21 protein-coding genes are annotated in these 21,429 nt (G+C 30.9%); 16 read left to right on the top strand and 5 right to left on the bottom strand.

Features of this window, described 5'->3' with window-relative positions; translation table 11 throughout:
• The first annotated feature begins 194 nt into the window (after nt 1-194).
• The 4 genes from LQ611_RS11330 to LQ611_RS11315 all read left to right on the top strand — a co-directional run bounded on the left by LQ611_RS11330 (nt 195) and on the right by LQ611_RS11315 (nt 5,132).
• Nucleotides 195-905 (top strand): hypothetical protein, encoded by a 711-nt coding sequence (locus LQ611_RS11330; RefSeq protein WP_119489366.1) that lies wholly within the window; start codon nt 195-197, stop codon nt 903-905.
• Between the two features lie 11 nt (nt 906-916).
• Complete coding sequence (locus tag LQ611_RS11325; protein WP_204175452.1) at nt 917-1,630, top strand: ATP-binding cassette domain-containing protein; 714 nt, start codon at nt 917-919, stop codon at nt 1,628-1,630.
• Between the two features lie 194 nt (nt 1,631-1,824).
• Complete coding sequence (locus tag LQ611_RS11320) at nt 1,825-3,465, top strand: peptide ABC transporter substrate-binding protein (protein ID WP_107634378.1); 1,641 nt, start codon at nt 1,825-1,827, stop codon at nt 3,463-3,465.
• A gap of 44 nt (nt 3,466-3,509) precedes the next feature.
• Nucleotides 3,510-5,132 (top strand): peptide ABC transporter substrate-binding protein, encoded by a 1,623-nt coding sequence (locus tag LQ611_RS11315; protein WP_119494801.1) that lies wholly within the window; start codon nt 3,510-3,512, stop codon nt 5,130-5,132.
• A gap of 56 nt (nt 5,133-5,188) precedes the next feature.
• Here the strand turns inward: LQ611_RS11315 and trpS are convergent, their stop codons facing one another.
• Nucleotides 5,189-6,184: a tryptophan--tRNA ligase gene (gene trpS / locus LQ611_RS11310; RefSeq protein ID WP_037588881.1), complete on the bottom strand. Its 996-nt coding sequence runs from the start codon at nt 6,182-6,184 to the stop codon at nt 5,189-5,191.
• A 334-nt stretch (nt 6,185-6,518) separates the two neighbouring features.
• Between trpS and spxA the strand changes: the two genes are divergently transcribed.
• From spxA to pepF, 5 genes are all read left to right on the top strand, one after another.
• Nucleotides 6,519-6,914 carry a transcriptional regulator SpxA gene (spxA, locus tag LQ611_RS11305; RefSeq protein ID WP_025905673.1) on the top strand — a complete coding sequence of 132 codons (396 nt, stop codon included), beginning with the start codon at nt 6,519-6,521 and terminating at the stop codon, nt 6,912-6,914.
• Between the two features lie 151 nt (nt 6,915-7,065).
• Nucleotides 7,066-7,755, top strand: coding sequence for an adaptor protein MecA (mecA, locus tag LQ611_RS11300; protein WP_025905672.1), 690 nt, complete (start codon nt 7,066-7,068; stop codon nt 7,753-7,755).
• Between the two features lie 53 nt (nt 7,756-7,808).
• On the top strand, nt 7,809-8,315 hold the full coding sequence (locus LQ611_RS11295; RefSeq protein WP_233678218.1) for a competence protein CoiA: 507 nt from the start codon (nt 7,809-7,811) through the stop codon (nt 8,313-8,315).
• Nucleotides 8,309-8,791, top strand: a complete 483-nt coding sequence (locus LQ611_RS11290; RefSeq protein WP_232339581.1) for a hypothetical protein — start codon at nt 8,309-8,311, stop codon at nt 8,789-8,791. Before LQ611_RS11295 ends, LQ611_RS11290 begins: the two co-directional genes overlap by 7 nt.
• Nucleotides 8,792-8,832: 41 nt before the next feature.
• Entirely contained in the window at nt 8,833-10,638 is a 1,806-nt protein-coding gene (pepF, locus tag LQ611_RS11285; RefSeq protein WP_119489362.1) for an oligoendopeptidase F, read from the top strand.
• 434 nt (nt 10,639-11,072) lie between these two features.
• Here pepF and LQ611_RS11280 read toward each other — a convergent pair whose 3' ends face one another.
• From LQ611_RS11280 to LQ611_RS11270, 3 genes are all read right to left on the bottom strand, one after another.
• Complete coding sequence (locus tag LQ611_RS11280) at nt 11,073-11,867, bottom strand: DsbA family protein (protein ID WP_025905669.1); 795 nt, start codon at nt 11,865-11,867, stop codon at nt 11,073-11,075.
• Between the two features lie 20 nt (nt 11,868-11,887).
• Nucleotides 11,888-12,247: a globin domain-containing protein gene (locus LQ611_RS11275; protein WP_049319860.1), complete on the bottom strand. Its 360-nt coding sequence runs from the start codon at nt 12,245-12,247 to the stop codon at nt 11,888-11,890.
• 95 nt (nt 12,248-12,342) lie between these two features.
• Nucleotides 12,343-12,921: a CYTH domain-containing protein gene (locus tag LQ611_RS11270; RefSeq protein ID WP_119493989.1), complete on the bottom strand. Its 579-nt coding sequence runs from the start codon at nt 12,919-12,921 to the stop codon at nt 12,343-12,345.
• Between the two features lie 135 nt (nt 12,922-13,056).
• Between LQ611_RS11270 and LQ611_RS11265 the strand changes: the two genes are divergently transcribed.
• From LQ611_RS11265 to fabI, 7 genes are all read left to right on the top strand, one after another.
• Nucleotides 13,057-13,413, top strand: a complete 357-nt coding sequence (locus tag LQ611_RS11265; protein WP_025905666.1) for a UPF0738 family protein — start codon at nt 13,057-13,059, stop codon at nt 13,411-13,413.
• Nucleotides 13,414-13,418: 5 nt separating this feature from the next.
• Complete coding sequence (yjbM, locus tag LQ611_RS11260) at nt 13,419-14,054, top strand: GTP diphosphokinase (RefSeq protein WP_025905665.1); 636 nt, start codon at nt 13,419-13,421, stop codon at nt 14,052-14,054.
• Between the two features lie 11 nt (nt 14,055-14,065).
• Nucleotides 14,066-14,869, top strand: coding sequence for an NAD kinase (locus LQ611_RS11255; RefSeq protein WP_025905664.1), 804 nt, complete (start codon nt 14,066-14,068; stop codon nt 14,867-14,869).
• Nucleotides 14,870-14,871: 2 nt separating this feature from the next.
• The gene (locus LQ611_RS11250; protein WP_025905663.1) at nt 14,872-15,732 is read left to right on the top strand and encodes an RluA family pseudouridine synthase; all 861 of its coding nucleotides are present in this window, start codon (nt 14,872-14,874) and stop codon (nt 15,730-15,732) included.
• Between the two features lie 31 nt (nt 15,733-15,763).
• On the top strand, nt 15,764-17,146 hold the full coding sequence (gene mgtE / locus LQ611_RS11245; RefSeq protein WP_025905662.1) for a magnesium transporter: 1,383 nt from the start codon (nt 15,764-15,766) through the stop codon (nt 17,144-17,146).
• 10 nt (nt 17,147-17,156) lie between these two features.
• Nucleotides 17,157-18,998 carry a cation:proton antiporter family protein gene (locus LQ611_RS11240; RefSeq protein ID WP_025905661.1) on the top strand — a complete coding sequence of 614 codons (1,842 nt, stop codon included), beginning with the start codon at nt 17,157-17,159 and terminating at the stop codon, nt 18,996-18,998.
• A 152-nt stretch (nt 18,999-19,150) separates the two neighbouring features.
• Nucleotides 19,151-19,924, top strand: a complete 774-nt coding sequence (fabI, locus tag LQ611_RS11235; protein ID WP_103361601.1) for an enoyl-ACP reductase FabI — start codon at nt 19,151-19,153, stop codon at nt 19,922-19,924.
• Between the two features lie 185 nt (nt 19,925-20,109).
• Here fabI and LQ611_RS11230 read toward each other — a convergent pair whose 3' ends face one another.
• Nucleotides 20,110-21,222, bottom strand: coding sequence for an AI-2E family transporter (locus LQ611_RS11230; protein ID WP_025905659.1), 1,113 nt, complete (start codon nt 21,220-21,222; stop codon nt 20,110-20,112).
• Nucleotides 21,223-21,429: the final 207 nt, after the last annotated feature.

Raw genomic sequence — 21,429 nt, 5'->3', positions numbered from 1 at the left:
GCTGATCTTCTCAGTGCCCTTTTAGGGCTGGTCAGTAATAGAGGCTTATAGCCGCAGAACAAACCACCCGTTAAACGGGTGGTTTTGATTTTGTAAATTTTTAACACTTTATTGATACTGAAATAGACTTTATATATAATTAAACTAAATAAAGTTAGAAAATTCACGCTTTTAAAAGCTGATTGGAGTGAACTATGAATCAACTTAATTCGTTTCTTATATTTAATTTAAAATCGATATTGAAAGATAGGATTACTTTAGTTTGGACGCTTATTTTTCCGATTCTAATGATTATCATTAATTTTTCAGTTTATCAAAATAGTGTCAAGACTATTGAAGATAAGGAAATATTATTAGTTCAATTTTGGTCATTTATGACAATCATGATATTACTTAATGGCATTGCAGTTGAAATTGCAAATATTAGAGAAGTTGGCGCACTGAAAAGTTATGTTATGTTGGCAGGGTCCAAGTATCCATTTATATTGGCAATATTAGTATCTCAAATCTTAATTTTATCTATAAGCATAAGTGTTATATCCATTCTATTTATGGCTTTATTTAAACTCTTTAGTTTGAAAATTTTATTATATGCCTTTATTTATATACTTTTAATCATTCCTATATCATTTATATTCTTAGTAGTAACTTCATTGCCTTTTAAAGCAAGTTCTATCGCTACTATTTCAACGATACTTTCAATTGCATTATTTTACATTGTCAATATGCAACTCTTTGGATTGGAATGGATTAATCCGTTACATTTCCTTTATAAATTAGGGGAATTGATTGTTCTTGGTTTTAATCATTTCAGCATGATGATTCCTATAATATATATTTTTTATGTCGTAATTGGTTTATATGCACTTTTAAAATTAGATATTAATTCTAAAATTATAAGATAAGGATGAGTTACATGTACTATGTAAAAAATTTAAAATATACATACAAAAATAGTGATAAACCAGTACTTTCAAATATTTCGTTTGATCTAAAACCAGATAGATTAAATGTATTAATAGGTATGAATGGAGCTGGTAAAACAACTTTATTCGATTGTATAACGAATCATTTAAAAGCAGAATACGATGAAATCAATATGCCGAAATTGTATGATATTTCATTTCTAACACAATATAATTATTACGCACCAAATAATACTGGAGAAGACCTTATAAAATTATTTTTAGGCATTATTCCTAAGGGTGAGAAAAAGAAGTTCAAAGATCATTTTTATAAAGGTTTATCCAACATCGAAAAAGAGAAATATGATCATTTATTAAAAATGAAAATTGGGAAGATGTCATTTGGAGAAACTAAATGGCTGTTAACAGTGATTTTTTCAAACTTGGATAGAAAGCTGTTCTTATTTGACGAACCGACGAGTGGTGTTGATCCAGTATCTAGGAAAATGATAATGGAAAAATTACAGTCATTAATACATAAAGGTAAAATTTGTCTATTAGCCACTCATCAATTACAAGATTTAGCTCATTTAAATCCACATATCATATTTATAGATCATGGAGAAATCGTATATGAAGGAAACTATGATAAGTGGTTAGAATTAAATCATACTCAAAATCCAGACGAGGCTTTTGAAAATACTATAGTTCTAAATAAATCCTAGGAATAAACCTTACAAATTTAAAATTTGTAGGGTTTATTTTATGATATTTAATAATTATTCTTACGAAATCTTTATTAAATTCTAAAAATTGTATTTCTTGATAACTTATGTTGCGACATAAACAAATTAACATTATAATTGAAGAAAGTTCAGAAATGACTGAATTTTCAAAAATTGAATAAGGGGAAATGTTTATGAAAAACAAACATGCAAGGTGGAGTTTTTTAGTTTTTCTGTCGATAATTTTACTTTTATCGGCATGTAGTGGTGGAAACGGAAAGGATAAAAGTGACGGTTCTGCAGGGGATGGCAAAAAGTTACGATTAATTTCTATTTCGGATATTCCATCAATGGATTCATCTTTAGCAACAGATGCTGTGTCTTTCGATGCTTTAAATAATACGATGGAAGGGTTGTATAAGTTAGACAAAAATGACAAAGCGATTCCGGGTATTGCAAAGGGTGATCCTAAAAAGTCTAAAGACGGTTTGACTTGGACGATTGAATTGAGAGATGCAAAGTGGTCAAACGGAGATAAAGTTACTGCGCACGACTTCGTATATGCTTGGCGTAAATTAGTTGATCCAAAAACTGCTTCTGAATATGCATTTATTATGTTTGATATTGAAAATGCCGAAGATATTAATAAAGGTGACAAAAAACCTGAAGAATTAGGTGTTAAAGCGATTGATGATAAGACATTAGAAATTAAACTTAATCGTGAATTACCTTATTACCAAGAATTATTGTCATTCGGTTCATTTTTACCGCAAAATGAAAAATTCGTAAAAGAAAAAGGCGATAAATACGGCACAACTGCTGAAGATACACTATACAATGGCCCATTTACGTTATCTGACTGGAAGACAGAAGATAATTATACTTTAACTAAAAACAAAGAATATTGGGATAAAGGTAATGTGAAACTAGATAGTGTGAATTTTAAAGTTGTTAAAGAGCCTCAAACAGCTCTAAATATGTATAATGCAAGGGATGTAGATGAAGCGCTTATCCCAGCAGAAAATGTTAAGAAATATAAAAATGATAAAGCTTATAACACAGAACTTGAATCAAGAGTTTACTTTATGAGAATGAATCAAAAAGATGTACCTGAATTCAAAAATAAAGATTTAAGAATGGCAATCGCACAATCAATTGATAGAGAGCAATATGTTAAGAGTAATTTAAACAATGGTTCTAAAGCAGCAAACTCTTTAGTACCGACAGAATTTGTAAAGGATACTAAAGGAGAAGACTATACTAAAGGTGTTAAAACAGATAATAAATTCAATAAAGCAGAAGCTAAGAAACATTTAGAAGCTGCTAAGAAAGAACTTGGTAAAGATGAATTTACTTTTGAATTATTAACTTATGACCAAGATAACGCTAAAAAGGATGCTGAATACTTTAAAGAGCAAATTGAGCAAAACTTACCAGGCGTAACAATTAAAGTTAAACAACAGCCTTATAAGCAAAAATTAAAATTAGAAGCAAACATGGATTATCAAATTTCATTCGGTAGATGGGGTCCTGATTACCCAGATGCTATGACATTCTTAGAATTATTTACAAGCGATAATGTGATGAATGAAACAGGTTGGAAAAACAAAGAATATGACAGCAAAATTAACGATGCGGGAGATAAATTGTTAGATAAAGAACAAGAGCGTGTTGAAGCTATGCAAGATGCTGAATCATTATTATTAGATGAAGCGGTTATTGTGCCTATTTATCAACAAGGGAATGCAAGATTAACGCAAAGTTATGTGAAAGATATTGAAAGACATAAGTTTGGTGGAGATACAGATTTAAAACATGCTTATGTTCAAAAGTAACAAATCGGTAGTTTAACTAAATATAAACTTAGGGGATGAGTTACATGTCGAAAATATTTAAAGTTTTAACAATGATGTTAGCAGCTGTACTCGTATTGAGTGCTTGTTCATCGGGTGGCGGTAGTAAAGGCAAGAGTGATGAAACATTAGATTTACAAATCAATGGTGATATACCCACGATGGATTCAGCTATGGCAACAGATGGTTTATCATTTGATATGTTCTTCCAAACAATGGAAGGTCTCTACACATTAGATAAAGATGATAAAGCAATACCAGCAGTAGCAAAAGGTGATCCGAAAATTACGAACGATGGTAAGAAGTGGACGATTAAATTAAGAGATGATGCAAAATGGTCAAATGGCGATCCAGTAACGGCACATGATTTTGTCTTTGCTTGGAGAAAAGTTGTAGATCCAGATACTGCATCTGAATATGCATATATCTTATACGATATTAAAAATGCAGAAGAAATTAATTCAGGAGACAAAAAGCCTGAAGAACTTGGTGTTAAAGCCGTAGATGATCATACATTAGAATTTGAACTAACGAAATCATTACCATACTATAAAGAATTATTGTCATTCGGTACATTTATGCCACAAAATGAAAAATTCGTTAAAAAACAAGGTGACAAGTATGGTACAACAGTCAAAACAACTTTATATAATGGACCATTCAAAATAACTGAATGGAAAACAGACGATAAAGTTACGTTAGAAAAAAATGATGATTACTGGGATAAAGATAAAGTTAAATTAAACAAAGTAAACTATAAAGTGGTAAAAGAAGCTTCAACAGCTGTAAATTTATATGAAACGAATAAACTAGATATTGTAGATTTACCAGCAGAACAAGTTAAGAAATATAAAGATGATAAAGCATTTAATACAGAATTAGATACTGTAACGTATTACTTCAAATTAAATGAAGATACAGTGCCTGAATTCAAGAATGAAGACTTTAGATTAGCATTTGCTAAAGCAATTGATAAAGAAGCATACGTGAAAAACAACTTGAATAACGGTTCTATTCCAACAGATAACTTTGTACCAAAAGATTTTGTTAAAGATAGTAAAGGTAAAGAATATCAAGATGGCGTGAAAAATACGAACCAATATAATGTTAAAGAAGCAAAAGAACATTATGAAAAAGCTAAAAAAGCATTAGGTAAAGATAATTTTACAATTGAGCTTATGACTTATGACAAAGACACAGCTAAACGAGATGCTGAATACTTTAAAGAACAATTAGAGAAAAATTTAGATGGAGTTACAATTAAAATTAAACAACAACCATTTAAACAAAAACTGGATCTTGTTTCAAAAGGTGAATATGAAATGTCACTAGAAAACTGGATTCCAGACTATCCAGATCCAATGACATTCTTAGAACTTTATGTAACAGACGGTTCTCATAATAATACTGGCTGGTCTAATAAAGAATATGACAGTATTATTAAAGCAGCAGACTCTTCATTAGCAAGCAACCCTGACAAACGACTTTCAGAATTACAAAGAGCTGAAAGTATGTTATTAAATGAAGCGGGTATTGTACCACTTTATCAAGTCGGTGTAGCACAACTTCAAAAACCTAACGTTAAAAATGTAGTGAACCACCAATTCGGAGGCGTTTCTACATTAAAAGAAGCTTATATTGAAAAATAGACATTAAAGAAGCAGTAGAAATTCACTAAAATGTGAGTTTCTACTGCTTTTTATAATTATTTTCTTTTTCTACCTAATCCTATAGCGTTTTCCATCTTTTTCAATGTTTTATTGGCTACGAAACTTGCTTTATCTCTACCTTTATCAAGAATTTCATCTAATACTTCTTTGTTTTCATAATAATAATTGAATTTTTCTTGGAATTCTACAAGGAATTTCTTAACTTCTTCAGCTAAGTCTCCTTTGAAATCGCCATATCCTTTATCAGCATATTGTGCTTCTAATTCTTCAATTGATTGTCCTGATAGGCTAGAGTATATAACGAGTAAATTACTGATTCCTGGTTTGTTTTCTTTATCATATTTAACAATGCCATCAGAATCTGTAACAGCACTTTTAATTTTCTTAGCTGCAACGTTTGGCTCATCTAATAATGAGATGAAGTTCTTTTGATTATCATCACTCTTACTCATTTTCTTAGATGGATCTTGTAAGCTCATAATTCTAGCACCAAACTTAGGCATGTGAATTTCTGGTTTAATTAAAACATCATTGTATTTCGTATTAAAGCGATCAACAACATTACGTGTTAATTCAATATGTTGTTTTTGGTCATCGCCGACAGGTACGATATTTGTATTATAAAGTACAATATCTGCTGCCATTAATGGTGGATAAGTTAATAGACCTGCTGGAATGCCTTGAGATTGTTTTTGTGCTTTATCTTTATATTGAGTCATTCTTTCAAGTTCACCAATTGAACTGATTGTTGTTAAAATCCATCCAGCCTGAATGTGTGCTGGTACTTCTGATTGGATGAATAGCGTTACTTTTTCTGGGTCTAGTCCAGATGCTAAGTAAATCGCAGCTAATTTACGTGTGTTTTCTCTTAATTTAAGTCTATCTTGAGGTACTGTAATTGCATGCTGATCTACAATGCAAAAAAAGCAGTCATAGTCGTGCTGAATCTCATTAAATTGTTTTAATGCACCAATGTAGTTACCTAAAGTAGGGATACCACTTGGTTGGATACCTGAAAATAAAGTTTCCATTAAAGTTGCCTCTTTTCTACAAAATTTCTTTATATCATTATAACAGTATTTTAATCATTTGTAAGTTGTGTTATTCTTGTAATTAGATAAATATGTCGTCATAAACATATTCATCTATAATTTATGTGCTTTTTAATGAATTATTAGCAGTTTCTCATTTAATTTTAATCTTTGAGTTATATAATATATTTATAGCAATTAGATAAAGATTAAACCAAGTGAGCAATATATGTTTAACCTAGTAATATATAGGGTATATATAATTAAGTGTATTTTATCTTATAAGTTCACTGACGTTTAACATAAATAATATTCAATTAGGAGAGTGAGATGTATGGTAACATTATTTACTTCACCAAGTTGCACATCTTGCCGTAAAGCGAAAGCATGGTTACAAGAACATGACATTCCGTATACGGAGCGTAATATTTTTTCAGAACACTTAACATTAGATGAAATTAAATCAATCTTAAAGATGACAGAAGATGGAACAGACGAAATTATTTCAACTCGTTCTAAAACATATCAAAAATTAAATGTAGATATCGATGCATTACCTCTACAAGAATTATATACAATTATACAAGACAACCCAGGTTTATTACGTCGACCTATTATTTTAGATGATAAACGTTTACAAGTTGGTTATAACGAAGATGAAATTCGTCGTTTCTTACCAAGAAAAGTGCGTACATTCCAATTAATGGAAGCACAACGTATGGTTGACTAATTTAGTCTAATATTAACATTATAGCTCCTGTTCACAGGGGCTATTTTTGTATAAAAAATTAAATGTGAATAGTTCGAACAAATTACTGTTAAAATGTACTTGTTTATAATACAATGAATGTACTATTCCTAGAGTAAGGGAGTGTGACATTATGAGAATAGAACGAATTGATGAAACAACGGTAAAATTATTTATAACTTATCAAGATATCGAAGCAAGAGGTTTCAAACGTGAAGATTTATGGACAAATCGTAAACGTGGCGAAGAATTTTTCTGGTCTATGATGGATGAAATCAATGACGAGGAAGAATTTGTCGTTGAAGGACCATTGTGGATCCAAGTGCATGCATTTGAAAAGGGTGTTGAAGTAACCGTTTCTAAATCTAAAGGTGACGAACTGTTAAATATGACTGACGAAGAATCTAATGAACAATTAGAGTATCAAGTCAATGATTTCTTATCTCAAGCACTCGATTCTGATCAGAATATCGGAGATCTCTTGAATGAAGAGAAAGAAGCTGAAAAACACTTTGTCCCTAAAGACATAGGCTTACTTGTAAGATTCGAAGAGTTAGAAGATATTATTGAATATGCACATTATAATGAACATAAAGATATTGTATTTACAGACTTATTATACATGTTAGATAACAAATATTATTATTATGTACAATTTGATCAAATAGATAGTGAAGACATTATTAATGACTTCTACGGACAATTACTTGAATATGCTAATCCAACTCAAGTGTCTAAATTATATCTAGATGATTATGCAAAAGTTGTCATGAGTTATAATGTTATGGGTCAAGTGAGAAGATATTTTGAACCTAAAAATTAAATAAGTAATTTTAGCACCTCTTTACGTTTTATATACTAAAGAGGTGTTTTTTTATGTTAATGGGACTTAATCAACATAATCAGTTAATATATGCACAACACGCTAAGGCAAATGAAATATATAGGTGCCCGGATTGTTTACATGAACTTGTTATCAAGAAAGGGAAAGATACTGTAGCGCACTTTGCTCATAAAGTAGATAGTTATTGTTTAAGAAATAGTTATAAGAAAGAATCTCTTGATCACATATCATCTAAGCATCATATTTATGCAAGCTTAAATGGGAAAGTTAACATAGATATGGAATATTATATTTCAGAGATTGAACAAATTCCTGACATTCTGATTAATAAAAATCTTGTTGTCGAATTTCAATATTCACCTATTAGCTTTGATTTATTAATGGATAGAAGTGAAGGATTTCGAATAATGAATATGAAAGTAATTTGGATAGGTAAAGAAATTAAATATCAGAATGGTATATTAACCCTCAGTTATTTTGAATCAGCACTCATTAATCATAGAGAAAGAACACTTATAATCCAGAAGAGCGTTTGTTAATAAGATATGAATGTTTACAATCAATTGATAAACATAGATTTATCGGTTATAGACGTGAAATTCAATGGGAGCATTTATTAGAAGATTACCCGTTAAAGCAAATACCAAATTTAGCGTTAACGGATAGAGCTTATCAAGAATATTTAACTAAATGTAGGAAACAGAAGAATGTATTAGAACCGACGCTATCTTTATTATATAATGCACGCTTAATACATAAGAAGAGACAAGCGATTATTGGTATTATTGTACCTGAACAAATATATTTTTTAACACATTGTATTACATGGCAAACATACTTGTTTTTAGAAATGAACAATAAGACATTTACTTTTGAAAAATTTTATCAGTTCATAGAATTTAGATCATTTTATGATTGTCATTATTCTAAGAAAGAAATCCTTTTAAACGCCTTTTACTCATATATTTCAATTGTAAAACGAAAGGCTATTTCACGTGCAAATTCGACTAATTAATGAGAAAATTATAAATATGAAATATTAAGGAGGCTATTAAGATGGCGAAGTTAATTACAAGGGAAGAACAACAAGAACAATATACATGGGACTTAACAACTATCTTTTCTTCTGACGAAGCATATGAAGAAGCTTTTAAAGAGTTAGAAGGCTATTTAGGTAAAGAAGAACAATTCAAAGGTCATTTGAAAGATAGTGCAGAAACATTGTATAAAGCGTTATTACTTGATAGTGAAATTGATGAGAAACTAGGTAAAGTTTATGTTTATGCTCATTTGAAACATGATCAAGACACAGCAAATGATAAATACGCTGGATATGAAGCGAAGGCAGCAACACTTGCTAATAAATTTGCGAGTGCATGGAGCTTTATATTACCTGAATTAATGTCTATCGATGAAGCAACATTAAATGAATTTGTTGAATCAAATGATGATTTAAAAAGATATCAATTTGATATTGAGAAACTTAATAAAAAAAGACCTCATATTTTAAGTGATAAAGAAGAAAAGATTTTAGCTGAAGCAGGGGAAGCATTACAAACACCTAGCAATGTATTTGGTATGTTCAATAATGCTGATTTAACATTTAAACCAGCAGTGGATAAAGATGGTAATGAACACGAACTGACACAAGGTACATATACTAAATTACTAGAATCTGAAGATCGTGTTTTAAGAAAATCTGCTTATGATAATGTATATGAAGCATATGGTAGTCATAACAATACATTAACTGCAACGTTAAGTGGGAAAGTTAAGACTGCTATATTTAGTTCAAAAGTTCGCAAGTACAACTCAGCTCGTGAACAAGCATTATCAAATAACTTTATTCCAGAAGAAGTATACGATAACTTAATTGCGACTGTACATAAGCATTTACCATTGTTACATCGTTATACAGCTTTAAGAAAAGAGTTACTCGGTTTAGATGAAATGCATATGTATGATATGTATACACCACTCGTTAAAAACTCTTCATTTGAGATGCCATATGAAGAAGCTAAAGACTGGATGGTTAAAGCGTTACAACCTATGGGTCAAACATACACAGATGTAGTTGAAGAAGGTTTAAATAATAGATGGGTAGACGTTTATGAGAATAAAGGTAAACGCTCTGGTGGCTATTCTTCAGGCGCTCACTTAACAAATCCATTTATTTTACTAAACTGGACAGACTCTATTTCTGATTTATTTACGTTAATTCATGAATTTGGACATTCTGCACATAGTTATTTCAGTAGAAAATATCAACAATCAAATGAAAGTGATTATTCAATTTTTGTAGCAGAAGTTGCTTCTACAACTAATGAAGCGTTATTAAGTGAATACATGGATAAGAACTTAGAAGATCCTGAAAAGCGTAAATATTTATTAAACCAAGAGTTAGAAAGATTTAGAGCAACATTATTTAGACAGACAATGTTCGCTGAGTTTGAATACCTTATTCATAAAATTGTAGAAGATGGTGAACCATTAACTGCAGATCGTTTAAACTCTGAGTATGCAGAACTTAATAAAAAATATTTCGGAGATGCTGTTGTGACAGATGAGAACATTGCCAAAGAATGGTCACGTATTCCTCATTTCTATTATAATTTCTATGTTTATCAATATGCTACAGGTTATAGTGCGGCACAAGCATTGAGCAAACAAATATTAGAAGAAGGCGAACCAGCAGTTGAGAGATATATTAATGAATTCTTAAAAGCAGGTAGCTCAGATTATCCGATCGAAGTATTGAAAAAAGCTGGTGTAGATATGACATCTAAACAACCAATAGAAGAGGCAATGGAAGTATTTGAACAGAAACTAAATGCCTTTGAAAAGCTTGTAAAAGAGAAATAAATGTATGTAGACGTTTCCAATATGACAACTGTGTGACAAATTAAAAAAAACGATGTTTTTTGTTGAATTTAGTGTATAGACCATGTTATATTACATACATGAAATTAATCACATAACAAACATACCCCTTTGTTTGAAGTGAAAAATTTCTCCCATCCCCTTTGTTTAAGCACCGTGTAATCAGACACGGTGTTTTTTATTTATTTGTTTGTTCATTCATAGTTAACATCCCAAAAGTTATCTATTAAATGGTAAGTATAAGTTATAAGAACATATATTTAGCCATAAAGTATGAAACTTAATGTTCATGCTAAAAATTGAGTAGGGCATAAATGTCCAAATTAAAACAGCAGTCATTCATCTTTAGTGATGAATGACTGCTGTTTTTTTATTTTATATCTTTAATTTAAGTAAGGTTACAGATCCTATACTTATTATTTACTTTTCTTGAATTTCCAAAAATCTCCATGTACAGAATCTTGTTGTTCTATATAATTTTGGAGTTGTAATTTTTTTAATTCGCGTTTGACGATTTTCTCTGGCCATTCATATATTGTCGCAATTTCTTGTTCGGAAATAATCGATTGCGATTGTATATAATCGAGTAATTTTGGAGGGAGTTGTTTCTCAACTTCAGTTCCAATAAGTTCTTGAATGATATACGTATAAATATGATATGGGTATAAACCTTCTACTTTAAGTCCTTCAGAATGTACATCTTCATTAAAGAACACAAGTGATGGTGTCATATTGATATCCATTTCACGTGCAATGTGCAAATCTGTTTGTAAACTTTCAGTCAATGACTGTTCTTTTAAGTCTTTAATAAATACAGATAAATCAATTCCAGATTTGTAGGCACATTTTCTAATTAACTCAGTTGTAATGATTTTTTCATGAGGTATAATTTCATTCTGAATTAAGTTTAGAAATCTGCTCGCTCTATTATGTCCTTGTAATTCTGCTGCTTTAAATGCTAAAGCTACATTATCAAATTCACATGTGCTTTGAGCCTGACATTTAGTCAAAACTTTTAGAGATGGGTTCAAAATCTGACGAATTTTAACATATTTTTGATATTCAATTTTTAACTTTGCTAATGTAGCTGATAGATTAAAACAATCTTCGCAAAATGGATCGAAAAATGAATAAATTTCGATTTTGCTTACAGGTGTTAAATCTATATTATTTTGTTCATTAGCATGGATTAGTCTTAATTCTTCGGCCATATTATCCACCTTCAACTATATTAAGCGTTAACCATGTGGTTTGCAGTTAGCTTGAGTCTTTCATATAAATATTCTTGTATATCTTTATTTAATCGAGATTGGGTAAGGGCTTCAAGCATATTCTCTAGCCAAGCATCTCTTTCTTTATTCGTAATTCTGAAAGGTAAATGACGTTGTCGTAACATCGGATGACCATGTTCTTCTGTATATAATGCTGGACCACCCAAAAACTGAGTTAAAAACTGTTTCTGTTTACGACTCGTTTCTGCAAAGTCACCAGGGAAAAGATGATTAATACGATTATCGCGTTCTACGAGATAATAAAAGTGATCAATCATGTCGTACAAATCTTGGGGGTCGATTACTTCATATGGGGTCATAATTTCACCTTTTCTTGCTTATTTCATTATCGATAATATTAATATAACATGTTCTTAAATTTTTAAAAGTATTTCGACTTGTAACGAAAGTAAATTCATGTTCTTTTGCGATCTGCATTAAAAAAGCGCACCACTTTATTATTTGGAATATTTCTTTTTATATTCATGTCATTCAAAATTTTATTAAAAGCTATTTCGCCTTTAGCATAGTCTTTAACTTCGAATTCTAATTCGTAATCTTCAATACCTAAATAAATACTATGATCTAATACTAAAAGTCCAGTGCCTATATTTTTTTCTAATCTATAAGTCGTTAAATCACCAAGTTGTCTTAGGTCATTCAGTGGAATATTGAACTTATTTAATATTTCAGTAATGTTTTCTGGAAGATATTGTTTGTCTAATCGTTCACCTTGTTTAGGAACATCCTCAACAATTTCGTTATATTCTAGAAGACCAACTTCTTGTGGGACTTTTAAAGTCATTTCATAATTATGATTCTTTTCACGTATTCGTAGTGCCATTTTTTGTGACATAATATCATGATTATTTGTATCTATATAGTAATTTGTTTGTTTAAAAGGCTCACTTTGTTTAAAATAATATTGTTTGATTAATTCATAATCTTCAAGCGTGAGCATATTCTTGAATTCAATTTCGAGTTCTTGTCCCATTTTGATATACACTTCCTTTTACACTATTATTATAGAAGATTTACGGATAAACAAGTAATTATACAAAATTGACTTGATGATATGAATGTTTAAATTAAAATGTGTTAAAATAGATTGGAATAAGGAGGAACAACAATGCGTATTTATGTAAATGAAATTAAAATAAATGATAATCAAATCAAATGTTATACAGACCAACCAACTGAGGGATTAGAACCAGCAGAGCATATGATTGTAGATAGTGATAATCATGCATTTGTATATATGCTTGATAGTGGTGAACAATACCATTATTTATTATTTGTAGAGGAAACATGGTCAATGATTCATGAACACTTCGACAAAGAGGTCATCGTCAATGATCATTTAGTATTAACTTCATTTAAAGAAGAAATGGAATTTTTATTAGATAACATCGCAGATAATCACAACTATGGTAAAGCGTTTGTAGCTTCGGTAGAGGAAGCATTTGAATTAAACAAAGCGGAGTGATGGTTATGAATCAATGGGAAGAATTTTTGGCACCATATAAACAAGCAATTGACGAATTAAAGATTAAATTGAAGGGGTTACGTAAGCAATATGAATCTTTAGATAAACCTTCGCCAATTGAGTTTGTTACAGGTCGTGTTAAACCTATCTCAAGTATTATAGATAAAGCAAATCAACGTAATATTCCTTTTGATCGATTAAGAGAGGAAATGTATGATATTGCAGGTTTAAGAATGATGTGTCAGTTTGTTGATGATATAGATATCGTTGTAGAACTATTAAGACAACGACAAGATTTTGAAGTTGTAGAAGAACGAAATTATATCGAATATACAAAAGAAAGTGGATATCGCTCGTATCATGTCATTATTAGTTATCCAATTGAAACGTTACATGGTCAAACAAATATTTTGGCAGAAATTCAAATTAGAACATTAGCGATGAATTTCTGGGCGACGATTGAACACACTTTAAGATATAAGTACGATGGTGATTATCCTCCTGAAATAAGAAATAGATTAGAGAGAGCAGCTGAGGCAGCATTTTTATTAGATGAAGAAATGTCTGAAATACGCGAAGAAATCCAAGAAGCACAGAAATATTATTCCAGACAGAAAAGTAATAAACACAAACACGATTAGGGGTGAATGCTTTGAAGTATAATATATTATCAAAAGGTGATTCAAAATCGAATGCTTTAATGTATAAGATGAAAAACCATATGAATGACTTTAATATGGTTGAAGACAAAGAATCACCCGATATCGTAATTTCTGTTGGTGGAGATGGTACTTTATTACAAGCATTTCACCAATATAGTCATATGTTAGGTGATGTCAGTTTCGTAGGTGTACATACTGGGCATTTAGGTTTCTATGCTGATTGGTTGCCACATGAAGTTGAAAAACTCATTATTGAAATTAACAATTCAACTTATCAAGTTATAGAATATCCATTATTAGAAGTGATTATTCGTTATAAAAAAGGCGGATATGAAACGAGATATTTAGCTTTAAATGAAGCGACAATTAAAACAGATAATGGCGCAACACTAGTCGTAGATTTAGTATTAAGAGGCGAGCAGTTTGAAAGATTTAGAGGTGATGGTTTATGTGTATCAACACCATCTGGTTCAACAGCTTATAATAAAGCTTTAGGTGGAGCACTTATACATCCATCACTAGAAGCTATGCAAATAGCTGAAATAGCTTCTATTAATAACCGTGTCTTTAGAACAGTCGGTTCTCCGCTTGTACTACCTAAACATCACGTTTGTCATATACATCCTGTAAATAACGATACATTACAAGTTACGATTGATCATGTAAATGTTAAACATAAAAATATTGAATCGATTCAATATAGAGTAGCAAATGAAAAAGTCCGCTTTGCGAGATTTAGACCATTTCCTTTCTGGAAAAGAGTACATGATTCATTTATTTCGAATGAGGATTAAATATGAAAGTATTACATTATAGAGCAACTTCTTCAATGACTTTGAAGACATTCTTATATGATAAAGGCATTTCTAAAAAGAGTTTAAGCGCCATTAAGCAGAATGGCGCTTTATTAGTGAACAAAAAATACGCTACCGTTAGAAAAGAAATTCATGAAGGTGATGAAATTGATGTTCATTTACCAAATGAAACTCCTAGTCATAATTTAGAACCATTTACATTTGATTTAAAAATTTTATTTGAAGATGAATGGTTTATCATCGTTTCTAAACCTGCCATGATGAATACTGCGCCTTCTAGAGAACATCCTCATCATAGTTTAGTTGAAGCGGTGTTAAGCCATATGATAATGAATGGTGAGCGAACAATTCCACACATTGTGACACGTTTAGATCGCGGTACAAGTGGTATAGTTATATTTGCGAAGCATCAATTATTACATCATATGGTTTCAAATACGACAATTAGTAAATACTATGTTGCACTTGTTCACGGGGCTGTTGAACCCAAGAAAGGTGTTATTAAAGCGCCAATCGCACGTGCAAAACATTCTATTGTAGAAAGAGAAGTTTCTGAAGAAGGTAAGTTTGCACATACAGAATATGAATATTTAGATGGCGATGCTGAAAATAGCATGCTTAAATTACAGTTGTTTACAGGTAGAACACATCAAATAAGAGTGCATCTCGCACATATTGGATATCCTATTATAGGGGATAGTTTATATGGATTTGAAGATGGTCAATATGAGCATCAATTACTGCAGTGCTATCATATAGAATTTGAACATCCCATTACTTTGAAACAATTGCATATTGTTGATGAAATGCACTATAACCTAAGCGGTGTAGGTATGATATAATAAATTGTATTTTTATGAGGAGGTGGCAAAGTTGGTTAATGAAAATAATGAAAATTACATCGAAGACGAAGCTTTTGATAAAGAAAAGTTAGACGAACTATTAGCAAATGATGAAATAGACCAATTTAGAGAAGAATTTTTAAATATGCATACATATGACCAAGGTGAATACTTTGAAATATGTGATAATGAGCTTAAACAAAAAATATATCAATTCCTTTCTCCGTTAGAAGTAGCTGACTTCTTTGAAACGACTGAGTTAGATGATGAAGAATACGAAGAAATTTTTCAAAATATGAATGCTAATTATGCAAGTCAAATGTTAAGTGACATGTCATACGATAACGCAGTTGATATTTTGAATGTATTATCTAAAAGTAAAATAGCCACTTTACTCACACTCATGAATCGTGAAGATGCTAGAGAAATTAAAGCATTACTTCACTATGAAGAAGACACTGCCGGTGGTATTATGACCACTGAGTTTATTTCAGTATATTCAACAATGTCTGTTAAAGAAGCGATGTTCTACGTTAAAGAACAAGCACCTGAAGCGGAAACAATTTATGTTATTTTCGTTGTAGATGAAAATAAAAAGTTAGCAGGCGTTATCTCATTAAGAGACTTAATCGTTGCTGAAAATGATGCATATATTGAAGAAATTATGAGTGAACGTGTTATCAGTTCTAATGTAGCTGATGACCAAGAAGACGTAGCACAAACAATGCGTGATTATGACTTGATTGCGTTACCTGTAATTGACTATCAAGATCATTTACTAGGTATCATTACAATCGATGATATCTTGGACGTTATGGATGAAGAAGCAAGTGAAGACTACTCTAAATTAGCCGGTGTATCTGACATCGACTCTACAAATGATTCAGTCTTCCAAACAGCTATGAAACGTTTACCTTGGTTATTAATATTAACAGTTTTAGGTATGATCACAGCATCCATATTAGGACAATTTGAAGATACACTTTCACAAGTTGCACTTCTTGCAGCATTTATACCTATCATTAGTGGTATGAGTGGTAACTCAGGTACACAATCTCTTGCCGTATCTGTACGTAATATTTCAACAGGTGAAATAAATGAACAAAGCAAATTTAAGCTCGCACTTCGTGAATCTGGTTCAGGATTATTGACTGGTTTCTTCTGTGCAATAAGTTTATTTATTATAATTGTCTTATTATATCGCGAACCTGTATTGGCACTCATCGTTTCAGTTAGTTTAACAATCGCGATGACTGTTGGTACTTTAATGGGTGCAATTATACCGATGTTTATGAATAAAATGAATATTGACCCTGCAGTTGCAAGTGGACCATTCATTACGACAATAAACGACATTGTCAGTATGTTGATCTACTTTGGTTTAGCAACAGCATTTATGTCTTATCTAATATAAGGAGAATAATATGGAGCATTCTAGTTTTACATCTCTCGTTATTGTTGTTATTGCTGCATTTTTAACACCTATACTTGTAAATAGGTTGAAAATTTCTTTCTTACCTGTTGTCGTTGCTGAAATCATAATGGGGATAATCATAGGTGACTCTTTATTTGGATTAGTAAAAGAAGATGCATGGTTATCTATCTTGTCGACGTTAGGTTTTATATTTTTAATGTTCTTAAGTGGTTTAGAAATTGATTTTAATGCGTTTAAGACGAAACAAACTTCTGATGAACAAGAAGGAAATAATATTCCAAGTAATTTATATTTAACGGCTGTCGTATTTTCATTAATTATGGTTTTATCTATTTTATTAGCCTTTATATTCAAATGGACTGGTTTAATAGACGACGTATTATTGATGGTTATCATCATTTCGACAATTAGTTTAGGTGTAGTTGTACCAACAATAAAAGAAATGAATATTATGCATACAAGCATCGGACAATTTATCTTGTTAGTTGCAGTTGTAGCAGATTTAGCAACAATGTTACTGTTAACAGTTTACGGAACAATAAATGCTAAAGGTGATTCACCGTTATGGCTTATAGGTATTCTAATCGTCTTTAGTTTTATCTTTTATATTATGGGTGGTTTATTTAAAAAATCACCATTCTTAAAAAAATTAACTTCAGGTACTACACAAATAGGTATCCGTGCTGTATTTGCACTTATTATTCTACTTGTTGGTTTAGCTGAAGGTGTGGGTGCTGAAAATATATTAGGTGCCTTCTTAGCAGGTGTTATCGTATCGTTATTAGGACCTGACCAAGATATGGTAGAGAAATTAGACTCATTTGGATATGGTTTCTTTATTCCGATATTCTTCATTATGGTAGGTGTGAATTTAAACATACCATCACTAGTGCAAGAGCCAGGATTATTAATTATCATACCTTTACTGTTTATTGCCTTTTTAATTTCTAAGCTAATTCCAGTAGCATTTATAGGTAAATGGTATGACCGTAAAACGACAATATCTTCGGCATTCTTATTAACGTCAACATTGTCACTTGTAATCGCAGCAGCAAAAATCGCTGAACAACTTGGAACAATCAGCTCAGAAATATCTGGCATACTTATTCTAAGTGCGGTTATCACATGTGTCTTTGTACCGATTGTATTTAAGAAGATGTTCCCAATGCCTGAAGAAACTAAGAAAATTGTAAAAGTGAGCTTTATTGGTAAGAACCAATTATCGATTCCAGTTGCTCAAAGTATTCATTCTCACATTTATCAAACTTCAATGTTCTTTAGAAAAGACCTTTCAGATAATAGAAAGTTAGATGAAAGCATTAAAACATATGAGTTAGATGATTATATTGAAGAGGAACTTGTAGAATTAGGTTTATTTGATTCAGATATCATTGTATGTTCTGCAAACGATGATCATATCAATAAACAAGTCGCTTTAATGGCACATGATCATGGCGTTAAAAGAATTATTTGTAAGCAAGAAAATGGTAGTGAAGATGAAGCATTTGAAGGTAAGAACATTGAATTCTTTAGTAGTTTCTTAAGTAATAAAATTTTACTTAAAGGATTAATTGAATCTCCAAACATGCTGAACTTATTAAGTAACGTGGAAACTTCTCTATATGAAATAGAGATGAAGAACCACAGCTACCATAATGTTCTGCTAAGATCATTCCCATTTGCTGGGGACGTAATCTTCGTACGTATTATTAGAGGGAAAGACTCAATCGTACCTCATGGTGATACTGAATTACAATATGGAGATAAGTTAATTGTGACAGGATCTAAAGAATATGTTTCGCAATTAAAACAAGATATGGAATTTATTTAATAAACTTTGTAAAAATGAGGTTGAACTATAGACCTCATTTTTACTTTTTATTCAATATAAAATAAAAGTATAATGCTTGTCAGGTGGTCTGACCAGTGTTATTATAACGAGTGAATGTTTAGTATAATATACATATTAAAGGAGTATAGTGAATGTTTAATTTAGAAGGTAAAACATATGTAATCATGGGTATTGCGAACAAAAGAAGTATTGGCTTTGGTGTAGCTAAAGTGTTAGACGAACTAGGTGCTAACTTAGTATTCACATACAGAAAAGAACGTAGTAAAGATCAACTTGTTAAATTATTTGAAGAATTAAAAAATCAAAGTGGACAACACATCTATGAGTGTGATGTTCAAAAAGACGATCACGTTGTAAATGCTTTTGAACAAATAGGAGAAAAATTTGGTCATATTGATGGTGTTTACCATTCAATCGCTTTTGCTAACATGGAAGACTTAAGAGGAAGATTTACAGATACATCTCGTGAAGGATTCTTATTAGCACAAGATATTAGTTCTTATTCATTAACAATTGTTGCAAGAGAAGCTAAAAAATTAATGCCAGAAGGTGGAAGCATCGTTGCAACTACTTATTTAGGTGGAGAATTTGCAGTTCCTAACTATAATGTAATGGGTGTAGCTAAAGCAAGCTTAGAAGCAAATGTTAAATATTTAGCACGTGACTTAGGCGAAGATAACATTCGAGTAAATGCAATCTCTGCAGGTCCAATCCGTACATTAAGTGCAAAAGGTGTAGGTGGATTCAATGCGATCCTTAAAGAAATCGAAGAACGTTCACCATTGAAACGTAATGTAGATATTATCGAAGTAGGTAAAACAGCAGCTTATCTATTAAGTGACTACTCAAGCGGTGTAACAGGTGAGAATATTCACGTAGACTCAGGTTACCACGTTGTAAGATAATTAAGAGAACCAACAAAATCTATGATTTTGTTGGTTTTTTGTATATGTAGTAACAAAAGTCGGCGGAAGTGTGAATAAGAGCGCCCATAGTAACAAAAGTCGGCGGAAGTGTAACTAAGGGCACCCACAATAACATCTTCCACACCAAACAAAAAACTGAAACCTCATTGGTTTCAGTTTTTTGTTTATTTTAAGTTGTTATCATGTATTGGATCGTCTTCAACTGTACGGTTCGCACTTGAACTAATAGATTGTCTATGTGTGTATACATTTCGAACGATTGTCTTAAGTACTGCGTATGTTGGCACAGCTATTAAGATGGCTACGAATCCACCTAAATTACCTGCAGCTAATATTACTGTAATGATTGTAAGTGGGTGAATATTTAATGATTTACCCATAATGTTTGGTGTAATAACGTTACCTTCAAGTTGCTGACAAATTAAAGTGATAATACTTACCCAAACGAGCATCATAGGATCTTGTATAAGCGCGATTGTTGCTGCTGGTATAAATGCTAACCATGGTCCTAAGAATGGAATCATATTTGTAATCAATGCTAATAACGCTAAAAGTAAGGCATAATCTAATCCTACAAAAGTATAACCAAGGTACAATAAGACACCTAATATAACACTAACTGTAACTTGACCTTGTATATATGATTGTAAAGTTTGATTAATATCTTTACTTAAATTCACGACAAACCATTTCGTACGTCCTTTAAATGGTCTAGCAATAAACGGTATAAATCTTTCGTGATCTTTTAACATATATATTAAGAAGAAAGGCACTAAGATTAATAAGAACATTGTTGAAACAAATGATGAAATATAACTAAATAAGTTGGTTAACATATCTGTTACGATACCGCTTATACTTTCGATTGAATCATTAATTTTTTGTGATATATTTTCTGGCAATCGATCTCTTTGTTGTAATGCATAATCTACAACATGCTGAATTTCACGTTGTATATATGGAATGTTCTTAATTAAATTATTAATTTGATTTGTTAGTACAGGAGCAATAATAGAGATAAATAGTACAACAATTAGTATTAATACTACGATGATAATCGAAATACTTCCCCATCTTGGTACTTTCCTTTTTTCTAACATCTTCTGAAAAGGTAAACAAATATAGAATAAGAATCCACCTAATAATAATGGTAGTAATATGGATTTTACAATAATGATAATCGGATAAAATATTTCATTGATTTCCATAAATATTTTAATAATTAGAAACGTAAGGAGAATAGCTATTCCTGTACGAAACCATGCTTTATTTAACAATAGAAGTCCTCCTTATCAAACTTTCTCATACTTTTATATTATAAGCGAAATTACAGAATTAACAATGATAAATAAAATAGTTTCTAGAATTCGTGTATAGTTTGAAAGTTTATATTTTTATATATTATTTTAAGTTGTACGGATTAGAATAATTATAACGTATTTATGAATATAAGAGTCTGTAAGACTTTATACTTATTATTTCAA

It is taken from the genome of Mammaliicoccus sp. L-M44 (genome assembly GCF_022386355.1).
GTDB lineage: Bacteria > Bacillota > Bacilli > Staphylococcales > Staphylococcaceae > Mammaliicoccus > Mammaliicoccus sciuri_A.
The sequence above is the reverse complement of the archived record's forward strand: the minus strand, read 5'-3'. Positions and strand labels throughout refer to the sequence as shown.